Source organism: Flavobacterium oncorhynchi, assembly GCF_002217355.1.
GTDB classification, from domain to species: Bacteria; Bacteroidota; Bacteroidia; order Flavobacteriales; family Flavobacteriaceae; genus Flavobacterium; species Flavobacterium oncorhynchi.
The window spans coordinates 94392-110995 of the sequence record NZ_MUHA01000023.1 but is presented as its reverse complement, the minus strand read 5'-3'; the positions used below and the strand labels follow the sequence as shown (position 1 = coordinate 110995).

General features: G+C 31.0%; 13 protein-coding genes. 8 read left to right on the top strand and 5 right to left on the bottom strand.

What is annotated here, in order from left to right; translation table 11 throughout:
- The first annotated feature begins 123 nt into the window (after positions 1-123).
- The 6 genes from B0A75_RS14795 (at position 124) to B0A75_RS14770 (ending at position 7021) form a co-directional block, all read left to right on the top strand.
- On the top strand, positions 124-1383 hold the full coding sequence (locus tag B0A75_RS14795) for a restriction endonuclease subunit S (RefSeq protein WP_089055053.1): 1260 nt from the start codon (positions 124-126) through the stop codon (positions 1381-1383).
- A gap of 13 nt (positions 1384-1396) precedes the next feature.
- Complete coding sequence (locus tag B0A75_RS14790; RefSeq protein ID WP_089055052.1) at positions 1397-2299, top strand: DUF6615 family protein; 903 nt, start codon at positions 1397-1399, stop codon at positions 2297-2299.
- Between the two features lie 85 nt (positions 2300-2384).
- Positions 2385-3962 carry an AAA family ATPase gene (locus B0A75_RS14785; RefSeq protein WP_089055051.1) on the top strand — a complete coding sequence of 526 codons (1578 nt, stop codon included), beginning with the start codon at positions 2385-2387 and terminating at the stop codon, positions 3960-3962.
- Entirely contained in the window at positions 3959-4579 is a 621-nt protein-coding gene (locus tag B0A75_RS14780) for an HNH endonuclease family protein (protein ID WP_089055050.1), read from the top strand. Before B0A75_RS14785 ends, B0A75_RS14780 begins: the two co-directional genes overlap by 4 nt.
- Positions 4579-6072 carry a class I SAM-dependent DNA methyltransferase gene (locus tag B0A75_RS14775; protein WP_089055049.1) on the top strand — a complete coding sequence of 498 codons (1494 nt, stop codon included), beginning with the start codon at positions 4579-4581 and terminating at the stop codon, positions 6070-6072. Before B0A75_RS14780 ends, B0A75_RS14775 begins: the two co-directional genes overlap by 1 nt.
- Positions 6073-6091: 19 nt before the next feature.
- The gene (locus B0A75_RS14770) at positions 6092-7021 is read left to right on the top strand and encodes a restriction endonuclease (protein ID WP_089055048.1); all 930 of its coding nucleotides are present in this window, start codon (positions 6092-6094) and stop codon (positions 7019-7021) included.
- A 158-nt stretch (positions 7022-7179) separates the two neighbouring features.
- Here the strand turns inward: B0A75_RS14770 and B0A75_RS14765 are convergent, their stop codons facing one another.
- The 5 genes from B0A75_RS14765 to B0A75_RS14745 all read right to left on the bottom strand — a co-directional run bounded on the left by B0A75_RS14765 (position 7180) and on the right by B0A75_RS14745 (position 13637).
- On the bottom strand, positions 7180-7638 hold the full coding sequence (locus tag B0A75_RS14765; protein WP_089055047.1) for an RNA methyltransferase: 459 nt from the start codon (positions 7636-7638) through the stop codon (positions 7180-7182).
- Positions 7639-7852: 214 nt separating this feature from the next.
- Positions 7853-9892, bottom strand: a complete 2040-nt coding sequence (locus B0A75_RS14760; RefSeq protein WP_089055046.1) for a site-specific recombinase — start codon at positions 9890-9892, stop codon at positions 7853-7855.
- Positions 9893-10202: 310 nt separating this feature from the next.
- Complete coding sequence (locus B0A75_RS14755; RefSeq protein WP_394335289.1) at positions 10203-10742, bottom strand: GNAT family N-acetyltransferase; 540 nt, start codon at positions 10740-10742, stop codon at positions 10203-10205.
- A gap of 329 nt (positions 10743-11071) precedes the next feature.
- Positions 11072-12346 (bottom strand): histidine-type phosphatase, encoded by a 1275-nt coding sequence (locus tag B0A75_RS14750; protein WP_208861278.1) that lies wholly within the window; start codon positions 12344-12346, stop codon positions 11072-11074.
- Positions 12347-12455: 109 nt separating this feature from the next.
- Positions 12456-13637 carry an MFS transporter gene (locus tag B0A75_RS14745; protein ID WP_089055043.1) on the bottom strand — a complete coding sequence of 394 codons (1182 nt, stop codon included), beginning with the start codon at positions 13635-13637 and terminating at the stop codon, positions 12456-12458.
- A gap of 240 nt (positions 13638-13877) precedes the next feature.
- On the opposite strand from B0A75_RS14745, the gene B0A75_RS14740 reads away from it, so the two are divergent.
- Together B0A75_RS14740 and B0A75_RS14735 are read left to right on the top strand one after the other, a co-directional pair.
- Positions 13878-14615 (top strand): hypothetical protein, encoded by a 738-nt coding sequence (locus B0A75_RS14740; RefSeq protein WP_089055042.1) that lies wholly within the window; start codon positions 13878-13880, stop codon positions 14613-14615.
- Positions 14616-15050: 435 nt separating this feature from the next.
- Positions 15051-16592: a hypothetical protein gene (locus tag B0A75_RS14735; protein WP_089055041.1), complete on the top strand. Its 1542-nt coding sequence runs from the start codon at positions 15051-15053 to the stop codon at positions 16590-16592.
- Positions 16593-16604 lie beyond the last annotated feature (12 nt).

Here is a 16604-nt window from a genome sequence, read left to right as displayed (position 1 = left end):
ACGGAAAATACTCCATTTATGGAAGTAGTGCAAATTTTTAACTACTCAAATTAATAATGCTAATGAAGCATTAGAAACAGTTCAAAACAATTCAGCAATTCAGTCGAAAGAAATTAAAATATAATGTTACAAAATAATAAATTACCAAAAGATTGGATTTCTATTAATATAGGCAATATTGCAAAAGTTAAAGGTGGTAAAAGACTTCCTAAAGGACATTCATATTCAGCCGATATAACAAAGTTCCCTTATATTCGAGTAACGGACTTTGGAAATCAAACAATAAGTTTGGAAAAATTAAAATATTTAGAAAGAGATACTCAACTGGCTATTAAAAATTATACAATTTCTAGTCAAGACATTTACATTTCTATTGCAGGTACAATTGGATTAACGGGAATTATTCCGGAAAAACTTAATGGAGCAAATCTTACTGAAAATGCTGCAAAAATAACTGAATTAAAAGATTGTGATAAAAAATATTTATCTCTCTTTCTTTCATCAGTTGACGGTCAATCTCAAATTAAGCAAAATACAAAAACAACTACTCAGCCTAAATTATCATTATATAGAATTGCCGATATTTTAATTCCTTTACCTTCAATAAAAGTCCAAGCTAAGATAGTTTCAAAAATTGAAGAACTTTTTAGCGAATTAGACAAAGGTATTCAAGATTTAAAAACTTCTCAACAACAACTTAAAATTTATAGACAAAGCGTTTTAAAATGGGCTTTTGAAGGGAAATTAACTAATCAAAAAGTTAAGAAAAGTGTTTTGCCTAATGGTTGGGAATGGACTAATTTTGAAAAAGTATGTGTAAAAATTGGAGATATTGATCATAAAATGCCAAAACAACTAGATAAAGGTTATCCTTATATATCCACCAAAGATTTTACTAATGATTTAAAAATATCCTTTGATAAGGCTAAATTTATTTCTCAGGAAGATTATTTGAATCTTTCTAGAAAAATTAAGCCCGAAAAAGGAGATATCATTTTTCCTCGCTATGGAACAATTGGTAAAAATATATTGATCGATTTTGACAAAGAATTTCTTGTATCCTATTCTTGCGCTATTATTAAACCAAATCATAACCTTACACTATCAAAGTATATTTATTTATATTCTTTATCGCCAAAGATTTCAGATGAAATAAAAAAATATGTTGTTGAAACGACTCAAGCAAATATAGGAATTGCTTCAATTAAACGTTTTGTACTACCGCTACCATCTTTAAAAGAGCAGCAAAAAGTCATAAATGAGATTGAAAGACGTTTGAGTGTAGCCGATAAAATGGAAGAAAGTATTAATCAAAGTTTACAGCAAGCTGAGGCTTTGAGACAGAGTATATTGAAAAAAGCGTTTGAAGGAAAATTAGTTTAAAACTTTAAAAATTATGATATTAGAAGATGTATTAAAAAAAGCGGCATATAAGGTTTGGAAAGAACTGAAACCTTTAAATAATCCAAAATATTCAATATACGAAGTAAGGGAAGAAGCTCTAACGTCTATGGCGATAAAAAAAATGGAAAAGTATAATTGTACTCAGATTGAAAAAATTGTGATGATTCCTCCAAAATTAGAAAAAATTGCAGGATATGATTTTGAGCTTGTTATTGGGAGTAAAGCAAAAGGAAAATTTGTTAGACTCTTTATACAGAGCAAAAGATTAATTGGAAATAAAATAAAAAGTAATTATACAAACTTGAAATTAGATTTAAAACAGACAGATCAATTACTTGATTATTCTAAAAAACATTCTAGTCTAGGCATGTATGCATTCTATAATCATCTTTTGGAAAATAATTTAACTTTACAAAACCACTACAATTCATGTTCCTCTTTTGATAAAAAAAGTCTTGGAATTACTTTAACATCTGCATATTCAGTAAAAAAAATGAAAAGTAATCTATTTTCCGATTATCATAATAATGAAGGTCTTAGAATTGATCCTATGTTTTACAGTTTAAGACATTTTCCAGATTTATTTTATTATCATAACGGAAGTAAAAATAATCTTGCAATCCCCTTCCATGAACTTTCTTATTTTACAATTGAAAAAGCTGAAAAAATAAATCAATTGTATAATCGAATACAAAAAAGAAATAAGAAATTGAATTTTTTCTTTTTTTTCTCTTTTGGTTTTGAAGATTTTCTTGGAGAAAATGAGGATTTAATTCCAGTTCTGAATTCAAGCATTGAAAAGCTATCTCAAGATTTTCAAAATAGGACTGAAAAACCAAATGATTATTTTAATCCTGAGGCATTAATTATAATTGATACCGATGAAATAAATTAGGTTATCCATATACCAAATAGATGATTTAAATAATAGAATATGGTATCAAAGAAAAAAAGTAAAATAACAATAATAATTCCAAAAAATGTTTAGAATTGAATATTTAAGTTTGTCTAACCATCCTCAATTAGGAAAAATTGAATTATTTCTGTCAGATATTGTAGAAGTAAACAATGTAGCTAAACCATACACTTCGGTTATTATTGGTCCAAACGGTACTGGAAAAAGTTTTATATTGAGAACTATTTCAGATATTTTTACACAGTTTAATATTTTTCAGACAAGTGGTGTTAGAAATATTAACCTACCATTTGATTTCCATATTCGTTATAAATTAGGAAATGATACTTTTGAAATAATTTCTCATTTGCAAGCTTTAACAAAGTCAAAAGAGAAAAAGACTTATTTGTTTTATAAAAATAGACCTTTTATAGTAAAACATATTACATTAAAAACGACCAATCTTTTTAAATCACATGAAATAAAATTTGCAAATGTATTGTTTCCCAATCATATCATTGTAAATTCAGTAATGCTAAATGATCGCTTTCTATTTAAAAATAGTTTATCGAATGATTTCTATCAATACCTAGGAGCAAGATCAACAAGTTCAACAGCTAGTACAAAATCTGCTGTAAAAGGGGTGATAAATAAATTATTTAATGAATCAGTTAATAATCCTGATTTCTTAGATAATCTAAATGAATTATTAGGTTTTCTTGAATTTGAAAACAAATTTGAAGTAGAATACAATACTAAACTCCATAAGCTCTTTTTTACAGGAAATTTGACGGTAAATGACTTTAAACAATATTATGAATATTGGTGGGATGAAAAATTCATATATTCAAAGAGAGCAAGGAATAATCCTATTTGGAGCAAACCTTTTTACGACAAATATTATAAGAATGATGAAAATAAAATCAAAGGAGTAGTTGATTTTCTTAATGAAATAACTACATCTGGTAAGTTAGCAGATAAGTATAAATCAACGTCCAAGTTTTTAAAAGTTGATTTTATTGGATCCAGAATAGATAAAAATGAGGTATGGAAAATAATTGATCTTGAAAAACTTGATATAATAAACGTTAATGGTATAAATTTAAAAAAGAATAATTCTAGTTTGAACATTAATGACATTAGTTCAGGAGAATATCACTTGTTAATATCGCTTATTGGAGTTTTTTCTAAAATAAAAGAAAATTCTTTAGTATTAATTGATGAACCTGAAATAAGTTTGCATCCCAATTGGCAAATGAAATATATCACTTTTTTAAAAAAAGTATTTTCTAATTATCCAAGCTGTCATTTTATACTTACTTCACATTCTCACTTTTTACTATCCGATTTAGAAGGAGAAAGTTCAGCTGTCACTGCATTAAGAAGAAATAAGGATAATAAATTAGAGTCTACATTAATAAAAGCAGATACTTTTGGATGGTCGGCTGAAGATATTTTATATAATGTATTTAATGTCCGAAGCGTCAGAAATTATTTTATTCAAGCTGATTTAACTGATTTATTAGGATTAATTTCAGAAAATTCAACAAATAAGATCAAAATTAAGTCACTCGTTAATAAATTAAATCATTTGCAAACTTCCGAAAATGATCCTCTCACAGCAGTTTTAACTGAAGCTAATATTTATTTGGATAAATTATGATAAACAGAATAAATCAAACATTTCAATTAGATATTGCACAACAAGAATATTTGAATTCTTTTATACCTTTCACTCCGGGATTATGGGATAATAGAAATTTAAATTATATAAAAAATCACATTCATAATCAATTGTTATCGATTCAAAATAATAAATGTGCTTTTTGTGGGCTAGCTGTAAATGAAGGTGGAAGAGCCGAATTAGACCATATTGCAAAAAAAGGAGGGTTAAAAAGACCTGCATATATTGAATTTACATTTACTCCTCATAATCTGGTTATATGTTGCCAATACTGCAACAGTTCTTCTAAAAAAGGTCAAGTTGATGTATTAAATAATATTGATTTAACAAATTATAGTAACTGTACATTTAAGCTAGTTCATCCATATTTTGATAATCCAAATAACCATTTTAGTTGGTCAACTGGTGAATTTGAAATATTGATTTCATCTACTTCACCTCAGGGAATGTTTTCAATAGATTTATTTGGCTTAGCTTCGGAAGCACATACAACTGCTAGAGCAAAACAAATTATGTTTGAAAAAAAATTGGCAAAATATAATAACAGACAACAAATAAAACAAAGAGTTTTAGATATACTAAATTTTAAATTTTAATGAGCAAAGAAAAATCAGCAAACACTTCTAGTATAGTCTCTAAAGTATGGGCATTCTGCCAAACTCTTAGAGATGACGGTGTTGGCTACGGTGACTATTTAGAACAATTAACCTATTTACTGTTCTTAAAAATGGCTGATGAATATACAAAACCACCTCACAATCGAAAAATGCCGATTCCTGCAGAATATGCATGGGAAACTTTGAATGATAAAAGCGGCACAGAATTGGAGTCACATTACAATGTCATGCTTCGTGAATTGGCAAGAGAAAAAGGAATTCTAGGTCAAATATTCATTAAAAGTCAAAATAAGATACAAGATCCTGCAAAACTTTATAAACTTATTGCTCTTATCAATGTCGAAAATTGGATTTTGATGGGCGTAAAAGACAAAGGTGATATTTATGAAGGTTTACTAGAAAAGAATGCTGAAGATACAAAAAGTGGTGCTGGACAGTACTTCACTCCTCGCCCATTAATTAAAGCAATGGTAGAATGTTTGCGTCCCGAACCTTTAAAAACAATTGCCGATCCTGCTTGTGGTACAGGAGGCTTTTTCCTTACTGCCTATGATTGGCTTGTAGATAATAGAGATTTAGATAAAGAAGCTAAGCAATTCTTGAAATATGAAACTTTTTTCGGGAACGAAATTGTAGCTAGCACAAGACGATTAGCTCTAATGAATTTATTCCTTCATAATATTGGAGACATAGATTCTGATAATTTCATTTCTCCAAACGATTCTCTAATAACAGACTCTGGAACTCGCTACGATTATATTTTAGCAAATCCACCTTTTGGTAAAAAAAGCAGTATGACTTTTACTAATCAGGATGGAGAACAAGAAAAAGAAGATCTAACTTATAATCGTCAGGATTTTTGGGTTACAACTAGTAATAAACAATTAAACTTTGTACAGCACATCCGTACAATGCTTAAAACAACAGGAATGGCTGCGGTTGTATTACCTGATAATGTTTTGTTTGAAGGTGGCGTTGGAGAAACCGTTCGTAAAAAATTACTTGAAACAACTGATTTACATACTATATTACGCTTACCTACAGGAATTTTTTACGCCAATGGAGTAAAAGCCAACGTTCTTTTCTTCGATGGAAAACCATCAAGCAAAGATCCCTGGACAAAAGAAACTTGGGTATATGATTACAGAACAAATGTTCATCATACTTTAAAGAAAAATCCTTTAAAATTAAGTGATTTAAAAGATTTTATCTCTCTTTATAATCCTGAAAACCGAAACAAAAGAAAAGAGACTTACAATGCCGAAACAAATCCAGAAGGACGTTGGAGAAAATTCTTGTACGATGAAATTATTGCACGAGACAAAACAAGTTTAGATATCACTTGGTTAAAAGATAAATCTTTGGCTGATCTTGATAATTTGCCAGATCCTGATGTATTAGCATTAGAAATAGTAGAAAATATAGAAGCAAGTTTAGATAGCTTTAGAGCAATTATTGCTAGTTTAAAATAATTAATTAGAAAATACACAAATGTCAGTACCAGATTTTCAAACGATAATGTTACCTTTTTTACAAAACTTAAACGACGGCAAGAAACAGTCCCTAAATCAAGTTATGGAAAATCTAGCAAGTCATTTCAAATTGACTGCCGACGATCTAGCTTTACAAGTTCCTAGTGGAAAAATGGGATTATTTAGAAATCGTGTAGGATGGTCGCGAAGCTATCTAAAAAATGCCGGATTGATTCATTATCCTGAACGTGGTGTATACCAAATAACTCCAGTTGGCTTAGATTTTCTAAAAACAAATCCTGAGAAATTAAGAATGCAGGAATTGCTGCAATTCCCAATGTATAATGAATGGCGATCTACTTTTAACTCAATTACTGGCTCACAAGAGCTAGAAAGTGAATCAAATAAGATTCAAGAGGAAGAAATGACACCGCAAGAAAGACTTACTACAACAATCGATGCCATTAATCAACAATTAGCATCAGACATATTAGATAATTTAAAAGGAAATACTTTCCAATATTTTGAAAAATTTGTGGTTCAATTACTTCAATCAATGGGCTATGGAGGATTCAGAAAAGATTCAGGAATGGTTACTGGTGCAAGTGGAGATAATGGTATTGATGGTATAATTTTACAGGATGTCCTTGGTTTAGAATCAGTAGGTATACAGGCAAAAAGGTTTAAAGATGGAAATGTAGGTTCACCAGATATTAGAAATTTCATTGGTTCATTAGCCATCAAAGGCTTTAGTAAAGGAGTTTTTCTAACAACTTCTTCATTTTCTCCAGACGCAATAAAAACTGCTTTAGAAAGTAAACAACACAAAATAATACTTATTGATGGCAAAAAATTAGCCAATTTAGCTATCGAATTTAATGTTGGTGTTCAAGTCGATGAAACTATTCAATTAAAGAGAATTGACATAGATTTTTTTGAAGAAATATAAAATACCATTAAAATGATATTGTATTAAATAAAACGTTATCTGTATTTCTCAGTTAAGGTTATCAAAATTTAATTCCTCAATTTAAATTTAGAATTTAAATTGAGGAATTACTTTTATCTATAAATTACAATAAGGTTTAGGGTAAATATATTAATCTCTTATGAACGCGGTTTAGCCAAGTTTCTGTCATACATAACAATAGTTCCCGCCACAGCAACATTTAAACTCTTTACTGATTTGAATTTTACTAAATGGTGGCATTTTTCCATTACTTTTTTGGATAGACCGTGATCTTCTGCGCCCAATAAATATACACAACGTCTTGGATGTTCGTAGGTTTCTAAATCCGAAGCTCTTTCGTTTAGTTCAACACCTACTAATCGCGCTCCTTTAGGCAAGTTTTCAAGGAAAGCTTCAAAAGTATCGTAATGAAAATACGGAATTGCTTTTACGGCATCGTGAGTATCACAGGCTTGTTTGGCATATCGATTCCCTATGGTAAATATAAAAGTAGCACCCAAGTTTTGAGCTGATCGCCACAAAACACCTAAATTTTCTGGTGTTTTACCATTTTGTATTCCTATTCCAAAGTATTCGTTTGTAAAATTATCATTCATAGTGGCAAAAATACAAACTGTCTAAGTATAAATCAATTTTTTATTGAGATACAACAAATAGTATAAAAGGCGCTAATTTCTGATGAAACTAGCGCCTTTTTATTATCTACTTAAAAAAATCATTTATTATTTTACTTTTCTTTTTTGGGGTTGCAAGTATCATTTTAATACTCTTGCTGTTTAAATCCTAAAAAAGGTGACTCAAAAAAGGTCTTTATGGTGTACTCTTTTTTGGCGGGAAAAAGAAATGCGAAGGTTTATTTAAAAAATATCTAAAGATAGCTCGCGCTACTTGTCTAAGTTCTAAAAGAGGAATATTTCGAGAACGAAATGCAAGTCCTAGTGATAAACTGAAACTTACCATAAAATTGACTAAACCAATAAGCCCGATACCTAAAATAGACCACAAAAATATTTCTTGCGTAAGATAAAAGTCGGCGCCATATAATGCCATTGCAAAATTTCCACTTGCGAAAGTTATATGTCTGACATCTATATTTAATCCAAAAAATATCCCAATGAAAACGGTACTTCCCATAAAAACACCAAACCAAAAATTAGAAACAATTCCTGCCCATTTGCTTTCATATAATGATGCCAGCTTCTTTGTCCATTTTTTACCTAAACTCAACTTTAATAAAGGATGCTCTTGAATACGATAATAAATATGATTATGCTTATCGCGATTAGCAATACTACCAGCAATAATTCCAGATAGGAATAAAAACACACCTGCTATAGCCGCATGAAATATTGCTGCTGAATAAATAGGATTTAAATCGTAAATTAAAGTCGGCCATTTTTCCTTGGCAATGTTATAATGAAATATTTGATCGATAGCCCAGATTCCGACCAATGAAACCGGAAAAGCAATAATCACATTCCCTACAAAAGCTATGAACTGTGAACGAAACACTCGTGCAAAAAATATGGCAAACTCTTTATACTTGTAGTTTTTTTTGTCTTGTGTTTTTTGCTTAAATCCTTCTTGCAAAGCTCTAACTAATGCTGAAGCAGTCATTGCCGGCTGCTTTGTCGCAAGTGTAAATCCGAGAATATAGATAATGATGAATCCAATCGAATAATTCATACTGTATAAAAAGATATGACCAAATCCACTGGTTTCAACCTTTCCTAACAAGAGTTTGATAATACATAAAATTCCAACTATAAAACCACCTCCAGCTGCCGAAAAGAACATTTTGTAATATTCCTTACGATCGTTGGTGATATAATGCTCGCCTGTATCGGCCGTATGCTGGGTAATTTCATAAGATAAAAGCTGAGTACTTTCATTGACCAATTTTCGAATATTGTTTTTGTCACAATTGTATTTAATGAGTTTATACGACAGCGAAATTGTATTTCTTGTAGCCTCTTCCCCATTACCTTGTATCAAAATTGGTAAAAGCGATTTCAAACGCTTAAGCTGCTGACGGATTCTTAAAAGACTTTGATTTACATGTAATGAAATTCCAAATTTATTACTGTTTTTAAATGCAGTTTCAATATAATCAACGCATTGCTTGTGCAAAATAATTAACTGTTTGTAGCCTAAATCATCCTCATTTATTGATTTTTCAGAAGATTCGATTAGTCTTTCATTCATCAGCAATAATTCTCGTTGAAAAGCAATAAAGGGACTTTCGAGATTTTCATATTCAGGAACCATCCGTATTACATCGGTTTCCATTGCTGATCCGCAAATACGGTAGGTAATCACCTCCATTGCAAAAATAAGCTCATTAAATGATGCATTATCTTCTTTCAATTCATAAATAGAACGAAATTGCAACAATGAAAATAATTCGAATATTTGTTTTTTAGGTACTTTTTTAATCCATATTGGGTCTGTATTGACAAAGAATATCTGATTTAGAATAAATTGTAAGGTATCTTTTTCCGGCTGTTCTGGAATTAATTTAGCAAAAATCCTTTTTCGTACTTCAAAAAAGAAATTGGCATCTTGAAGAATACCTGCATCTGAAAGGATTTTATTAAACTTCTTTTTTTCTAGATGCGCATTAATGCAAATCATCAATCCATTGCGGTAATTTTGATTTTCGTGAAGCAGCTTAATTAACTCTGATAAGTCAACTACAACAGGTGTTTTTGGGTTCTTCGGCCGAATTAAATTTACTAGTTTTACAAGCAGTTCTACATTTTCGCTATAAGATTCTACTGCTAAATCATTATTAAAGTTTTTTTCAAAATAGTCTTTTAATGTTATTTTTCTTTTTCTCCTCAATTTCATTCCAATCAAATTTTATTACAGCAAATTCTCTTATATGGTATATAGAAAGAAAGCTTGTTTAGTATTGCAATATACTGTTTAAGAATTATAGTCTTTTTAAATTTTATCTTAAAGTATTTTTCACGAGATTTTATTTAGCCATAAAACCTACGTTTTCATGTGTTTAAATAAAAAAAAATCGTCCGAACGAAACGTACAGACGAAGCAATTACAATTAACTAATTATTTTAGAATAAAAGCTAAAACATTTACATCTAAAACATTATTAATAAGCAACATAGACATTAAACACTTACAATATGTTATCTTGTTAAGGATTATAAAGCATGGCTGTACACAAACAATTTTTTCGCTCTTTACTCATTAAAATAGAACAATTAACACAGGATTTGCAATTCTCCCAAAAAGCATCATCAGTAGTTAATTCAGAATAAGTGACGGGTTCAAAGCCAAGTTCATGGTTCATTTTCATTACAGCCAATCCTGTAGTCAGACTAAATATTTTAGCTTCAGGATATTTTTGACGGCTGAGCCAGAAAATTTTTTGCTTAATTTTTTTTGCCAAACCCGTATGCCTAAATTGCGGCGCCACTATCAATCCCGAATTAGAGACATACTCCCCATTATTCCAAGCAGAAATAAAGGAAAAGCCAGCCCACGTTCCATCTGATCCAAAAGCAATCACAGCTTCACCTTTTTTCATTTTTTCTTCCAGTAATTCTGGAGAACGCCCTGAGATTCCTGTTCCCCTAGCTAAAGCTGATGACAGCGTCGTATTGCAAATTTCATTTAACCAAAATACATGATTAACATTGGCAATTTCGATTATAAAATTTGGTAATTCTTCTATCCCTTGATTATTGATTGATAAAATCGCTGGCTCAGAAAGTAAAAAGTCTTTGCCTAAAAAGTCCAAAACAGGTTGTTGGGTTTTCATATTTTATTTAGCTTATTGATTTAATTAATAATGCTGATACAAAATAATATTTCCAAAACATATACCAATTCTGGCGTCACAACTCTTTTGAACGTGTTACAAGCTGTCTGTGTTTAGTTTATACCAATAATGAGATTTTCCTAAACGAATGATTGTCCTATCAAAATGATACGATCATATCATTTTGATATTGCAGTAAACAAAAAATGATGAGATTAAAATTCTCATCATTTTTTTCATTTTTAAGTCGAAAGCAAATTTTTGTAATACTTTTCTACACCTTTCCAATGATAATAAGGTGCTTTGTCTGTTTGAATAGTTGGAACCAATATTTCTTTTTCATGCAAAAGAAATTTCACAAGAATATCATCTGATTTTCGTTTTCTGAAAAATACAATTTGTATGTTTCCTGCCATAGGCGCAATTTTAAAACTGCTCCAAGCTTCGTAAAATTTACTCGAATCTGAAATGCTATTGTAACTTCCGTCTAAATGAAGCAGCATTGCCAACGGAATTATATTGCCATCATGTGCAAAACGCAGTGTTGCGCCTTTTTCTTTTGATGCAATCATCTTATTGGCATTTTCAAGGATATTTTTCAGCGTAGGTTTTTGATTTTCAAACATAATCCCATTATTAAGAGCTGCGTTTGCATCATTTACATATATACGATAATTACTGGTCTGCCATAAATCAAAGAGTTCTTGTTTTTCGAACAAATCATAAAATGACAACTTTGTTTCGGTATTTTGCATTCCTCCTGCGATCGCAAATAACTTATTCATAAGATCATTTGGATTCACTTTCTTAAGGATATAATCGTTGTTAGAAAATAAGGATTTCATTAAACGATCTGGCTGGGTATGAGCAGCCTCAAATTTTAGAAAATCTTCTTTCCAAGTATCTTTAGCTGCTCTAAAAGCAATCGCTTCTTTTGTATGATAATTCAAATATTGCTGCCATTTTACACCAGCATTTCGAGTAATCTCTAAGTTTGGATTAAATTCTTTTATTCGTTCGCAAAAAGCATCCATGCTTAGTGCAACTCGCAATACCGATGTCGCACTTGCCTCTACTTGAGCCTCTTTTGCAAACACTTTAGGATAATTTGCATACATACGTTCCGCGATACCTCTTTGTTCTCTTTGCCCTAACGGGGAAAGATCACCTCCTCTAAATTCAACTTCAGTCCAAAGCTGCTGTAAGCGCTTCAAAGCATCTTTACCTAAATCAGTTAAAGATCCATTTTTATCAGCATCTTCAAATAAATTGATGACATCTTTATAATCATTATCACTTATTAAATAACGAGAGCCGTGACGCCCAAAATGACTAATATAAAATCCTTCATACCCCTTTGGAACAGGTGTAAGAGGTACAATATCTTTTTCTGGATAAGCATAATATACCCCTGCAGTTTTTTCGGGAGTATCAAATAATTCCTGCTGGGTTGTTTGAGCTAAAACAAAAGATAGATTAATCAGCGTAAATAATAATGATAAAGTAGTTTTTCTCATTTTGATTTCCTTTTTGAAAAGTAAATATATTCCAAATACTAGAAATCAGATGCAGTAAACTATATCATTAAATTATCATTAACAATTTTACAGCAATGGGATCTTAAAATTAAGCACTTTTAGTATTTCGCAATCGCATCCAAACGTAAGTAAGAGCCAGAAAAACCATTGCAGCACTGGCGTACATAAGCATCGGAATTTTTGCAATTACATCTTGATACATCCATCCAGCTACAAGAGCGCCAAGACCAATTCCTGCCTCAAGTGCAATGTACATTGTTGCCATTGCTTTTCCTCGATGATCTGGAAAACTCATATCAACCGTCCAAGCATTAAGAGCTGGTGATACAATTCCTGTCGAGATTCCGTAGATTGCTGCGCCTATTAAAAGTCCGCTGATTGATGTTGAAAACCCGACAATTACTAGTGATATAATTAAAAAGAAAAGTCCAATACCTATTAAATGCAAACGACCATATTTATCAGATGCTTTTCCTGCTCCAAAACGAATCATTACCGAAGTAATTGTAAAGACCATAAAAAACAAACCTTTATTCGTTATTCCTAGATACTGGCTCCAATCAGGAATTAATGTCAATATTACTCCGTAAGCCATATAAGAAAGAAAAGTAACTATAGCTGCCGGCAGTACTTCTACAGCAATAATGTCTTTTCTCGAAATTCTAAGGATACGCAGACTAAAACGTTGTTTGTGTTTCAACGTTTCTTTCATATTCATTAAAATCACAATAGACAAAAGTGCAAAAACAGAAGAGGCATAGAAGAGCATATTCATAGAGGAATATATTTTAATCGTACTCCCAATCGCCGGCCCCAAAGCCATTCCGATAGAAAAACAGAGTCCGTGTAAACCCAAAGCTTCTCCCCAACGTTCTCTTGGAACAATATCCGCAACATAAGCTGCAGTTGCTGTAGGTTTAAATCCTGTCGAAAATCCATGAATTAATCGTAAAAACAAAAAACCAGAAACAGTTCCTAAAACGGCATACAGAATACCACAGACAAAACATACGATTGAGCCTACTGCCATAACAGGAACTCTACCTAAAGTATCGGTCAATCGACCGCTGAATGGTCTTGAAATTCCTGCCGTTAATGTAAAAAACGCTACAATTAATCCTTTATATTCTGCTCCGCCCATTTTACTCAGGTATTCAGGGAGTTCAGGAATCAGCATATTGAAACTAGCTGAAAAGAGTAATGAACTTAAACAAACTAATCCAAACTGAAGATTATATATGGGATGAACGGCTTTAATGGGGGAATTCATGAAGTATTTTTAAAAATGCAAAGATAGAGAAAACTCACGCTGGAAGCTAATGGATAATTCTTAATTAAAAAGAAAGACCAATTATGAAAACGAAAATAATCCTAATATTTTCATAATTTGTCCGTTTCTATAAGGGTTAGAAAAGTTCAAAATCCCTATATTTACTTTTTTGGCGATAAAACCAAATGGCACGAATACAAATTCCTGCTGGTTTATGTCCATTAATTTTAAGCATTCAAGATGACAGAATACAACATAGCAGCAGGATCATTAGCTTTAGAAAATAATCCTGTGTCAAATGATAAAATAGTAAAAGCCGATTTATTACCTAATCTAAAATCCAGATTAGATTCGATGGAAATGAAGGAAACTCCTCTTTCTGATTCTGACATTCCATATAGAGATTTAACAAATGCAGCGAGTAAAAAAGAAAGTATTGCGCGGCTGATAGACAAATTGGATGTTGAAAAAAACATTAGATATCAAAGAACTGTAGAAGACACCTATTGTAATGTCTATTCTTATGATTATTGCTGGTTTTCTAAAGTGTATCTCCCAACGGTTTGGTGGACTAATGAAGCTCTAGAAAAAATATTAAATGGACAAGAGGTCGAAGCAGTTTTTGAAGAAACGGTTGATCGTATTTACTCTAGCGCAATACACGATTGGTTTTTGCAATGGGGTTCTGCTTTTGGCTGGGAAAGAATGTTTAGTCCTGATGAAATTCAAAATAAAGTAAATACTAATGGCGGCATTGGAATAATTTGCGCGAAAAGAAGGGAGAAAGGACTCTCTGGGCATATTGTTCCTGTTGTTCCCGAAACTGATTTGCACAAAGCTTATAGAGAGAATGGTATGGTAATTTATCCGCTGCAATCGCAAGCTGGAAAGCTGAATTACAACTACTTTTCGGAAATTAGAAAAGATTGGTGGAATGACGAATTGTACTCTTCTTATGTTTTTTATTATCACGAATAAAAAGCATTTGAGTTTTATTTTAAAACCCTAAAAAAACATATTCATTTCCATTGCACTAACAGCTTGGAAATAATCTAATTATTCACTACTTTTGCAGCTTAGAAAAAAACAAGTATTGCAAAAGTTCCGTCTACGCTATACTACAGCTTAAATTATTGATATAAAAGCGATTAATAACGATAACTATTTTATAACCCAATTGTAAAATTTTATTTTTTTATTCCTCTTTCAGTCGATATAAATGCACAATTTCTAAACGATAATTTCCTATATTTTTAAAAGTAAACGAAAAACTTTTATAATGGAGGCAACAATAATGCTTAATCCGTTACAAGGTTTCTTGTCCCTAATTTTAACAGAATTAGGCTCGCGTTTACGAATAAAAAGTATCAATCTAAAAAAGTTTTATCAACCATAAAAAAGAAAAAAGTATAAATGAAAGACAATCAGACAAAAAAGTATTATTGGGGAATTGGATTAGAGAATGAAACCTATTTGCAATTTGCAGATCCCTTGATAGTCTCTGGTGAATTTATACAAGAAAAAATTGGTTTTGAGAAATACAGTATTGATTATAGAAAATGTTACAAACCAGAAAGCCTTGCTCCTGTTTTAAAAAAAGCTTTTAATTTGAATGAAAGCTATACAGTTAGCAGAATGATGAATAGTCATTCTTTGGAAAAACTCGATATAAATTATCAGCATAAAACATTATCGCCGCTAAAGTCATTAAGCAATACAGAAAATGGCGAGGTAAATACACAGCCGCGTGAGAATCCTGATTATCTTGGAAAATCTATTATGGAACTTTTCTTAGAAGATCAGCCTTATAATATTCAGAGTATGATTACTCAAAGAAACAAAACGATGGGATCTGTTCATTTTGATGGTGATTCTATCGAATTTGTAACTAAATATTTTGAAAACAGAACGGTAGTTGATTCGTGCAGAGAACTAAAAGCAACCAAAAAGCTTTTTATTGATAAAATAAACGAATCACGCATATTGAACGGAAAATTAGATTTTCCAGATTACAACAATGGCCTTAATATGTTTATGACAAATCAGGAAAATCTGGTTTTGTTTAATAATGGAACGTATCATTTTCATATTACTTTACCATCATTAACTGAAGACAGCAGAATTGTAGATTATAATGATTTTGAAAAAACACATTCAAACGCTATTTATCTATTGCAATGGTTTGAGCCATTTTTCATAGCTACTCTTGGAAGCCCCGATATTATGGGAGTAATAAGTGACACTTACAGCATGGACAAAAAATTTACTTTGGGTTCTATGCGCAACGCAATGTCTCGCTACATAGGCGTAGGCACTTACAACAAAGCAATGCCAAAAGGAAAAATCCTAACTTATAAAGTTGATGATTTTAGAAAATTACTGAAGTTTAAAAAAGAAGAAAACATTTGGTGGCGTGATCAAGTTGAAGCCGAAATGGAATACGAGATGCTCTCGGAAATTGGTCTTGATTTTAATCAGGAAAAAATGTACCAAAGCGGTTTTGAATTCAGAAGTTTTGATGAGTTTCCGACACAATACTTAAATGATGTTCTTTTCTCGATTATTTTAATTTGTGAACATTCATTGAACTTACCTAATGTACAATGGGCGCATGACAGCAAAGCGTGGAATAATCTCGTTTTTAAAACTTTAAAAATGGGTTATTCAACTGAAATCAATGAAGAAGAGAAGAATGAAGTTTTAAATTTACTACAGCTTTTAAATTCTTCAGATGAAAACTATAATACATTAAAAACTGAATTTGAAGCCATTGTAATGCTAGATGAATTCTTCTTTAAAATTCTAGAAGTTTTGCATCATAAATACAAAGAAAATAATATTTGTTTGGACGCTATGTACGGACAAAAAACAAACTTTCCTCCTAAGTGGGATAACTTTAATAAATATCAAACAGAGAGACATTTAAAGCAAATAGGTTCTTTCTGCGAAAATTAAAATTCTATATGA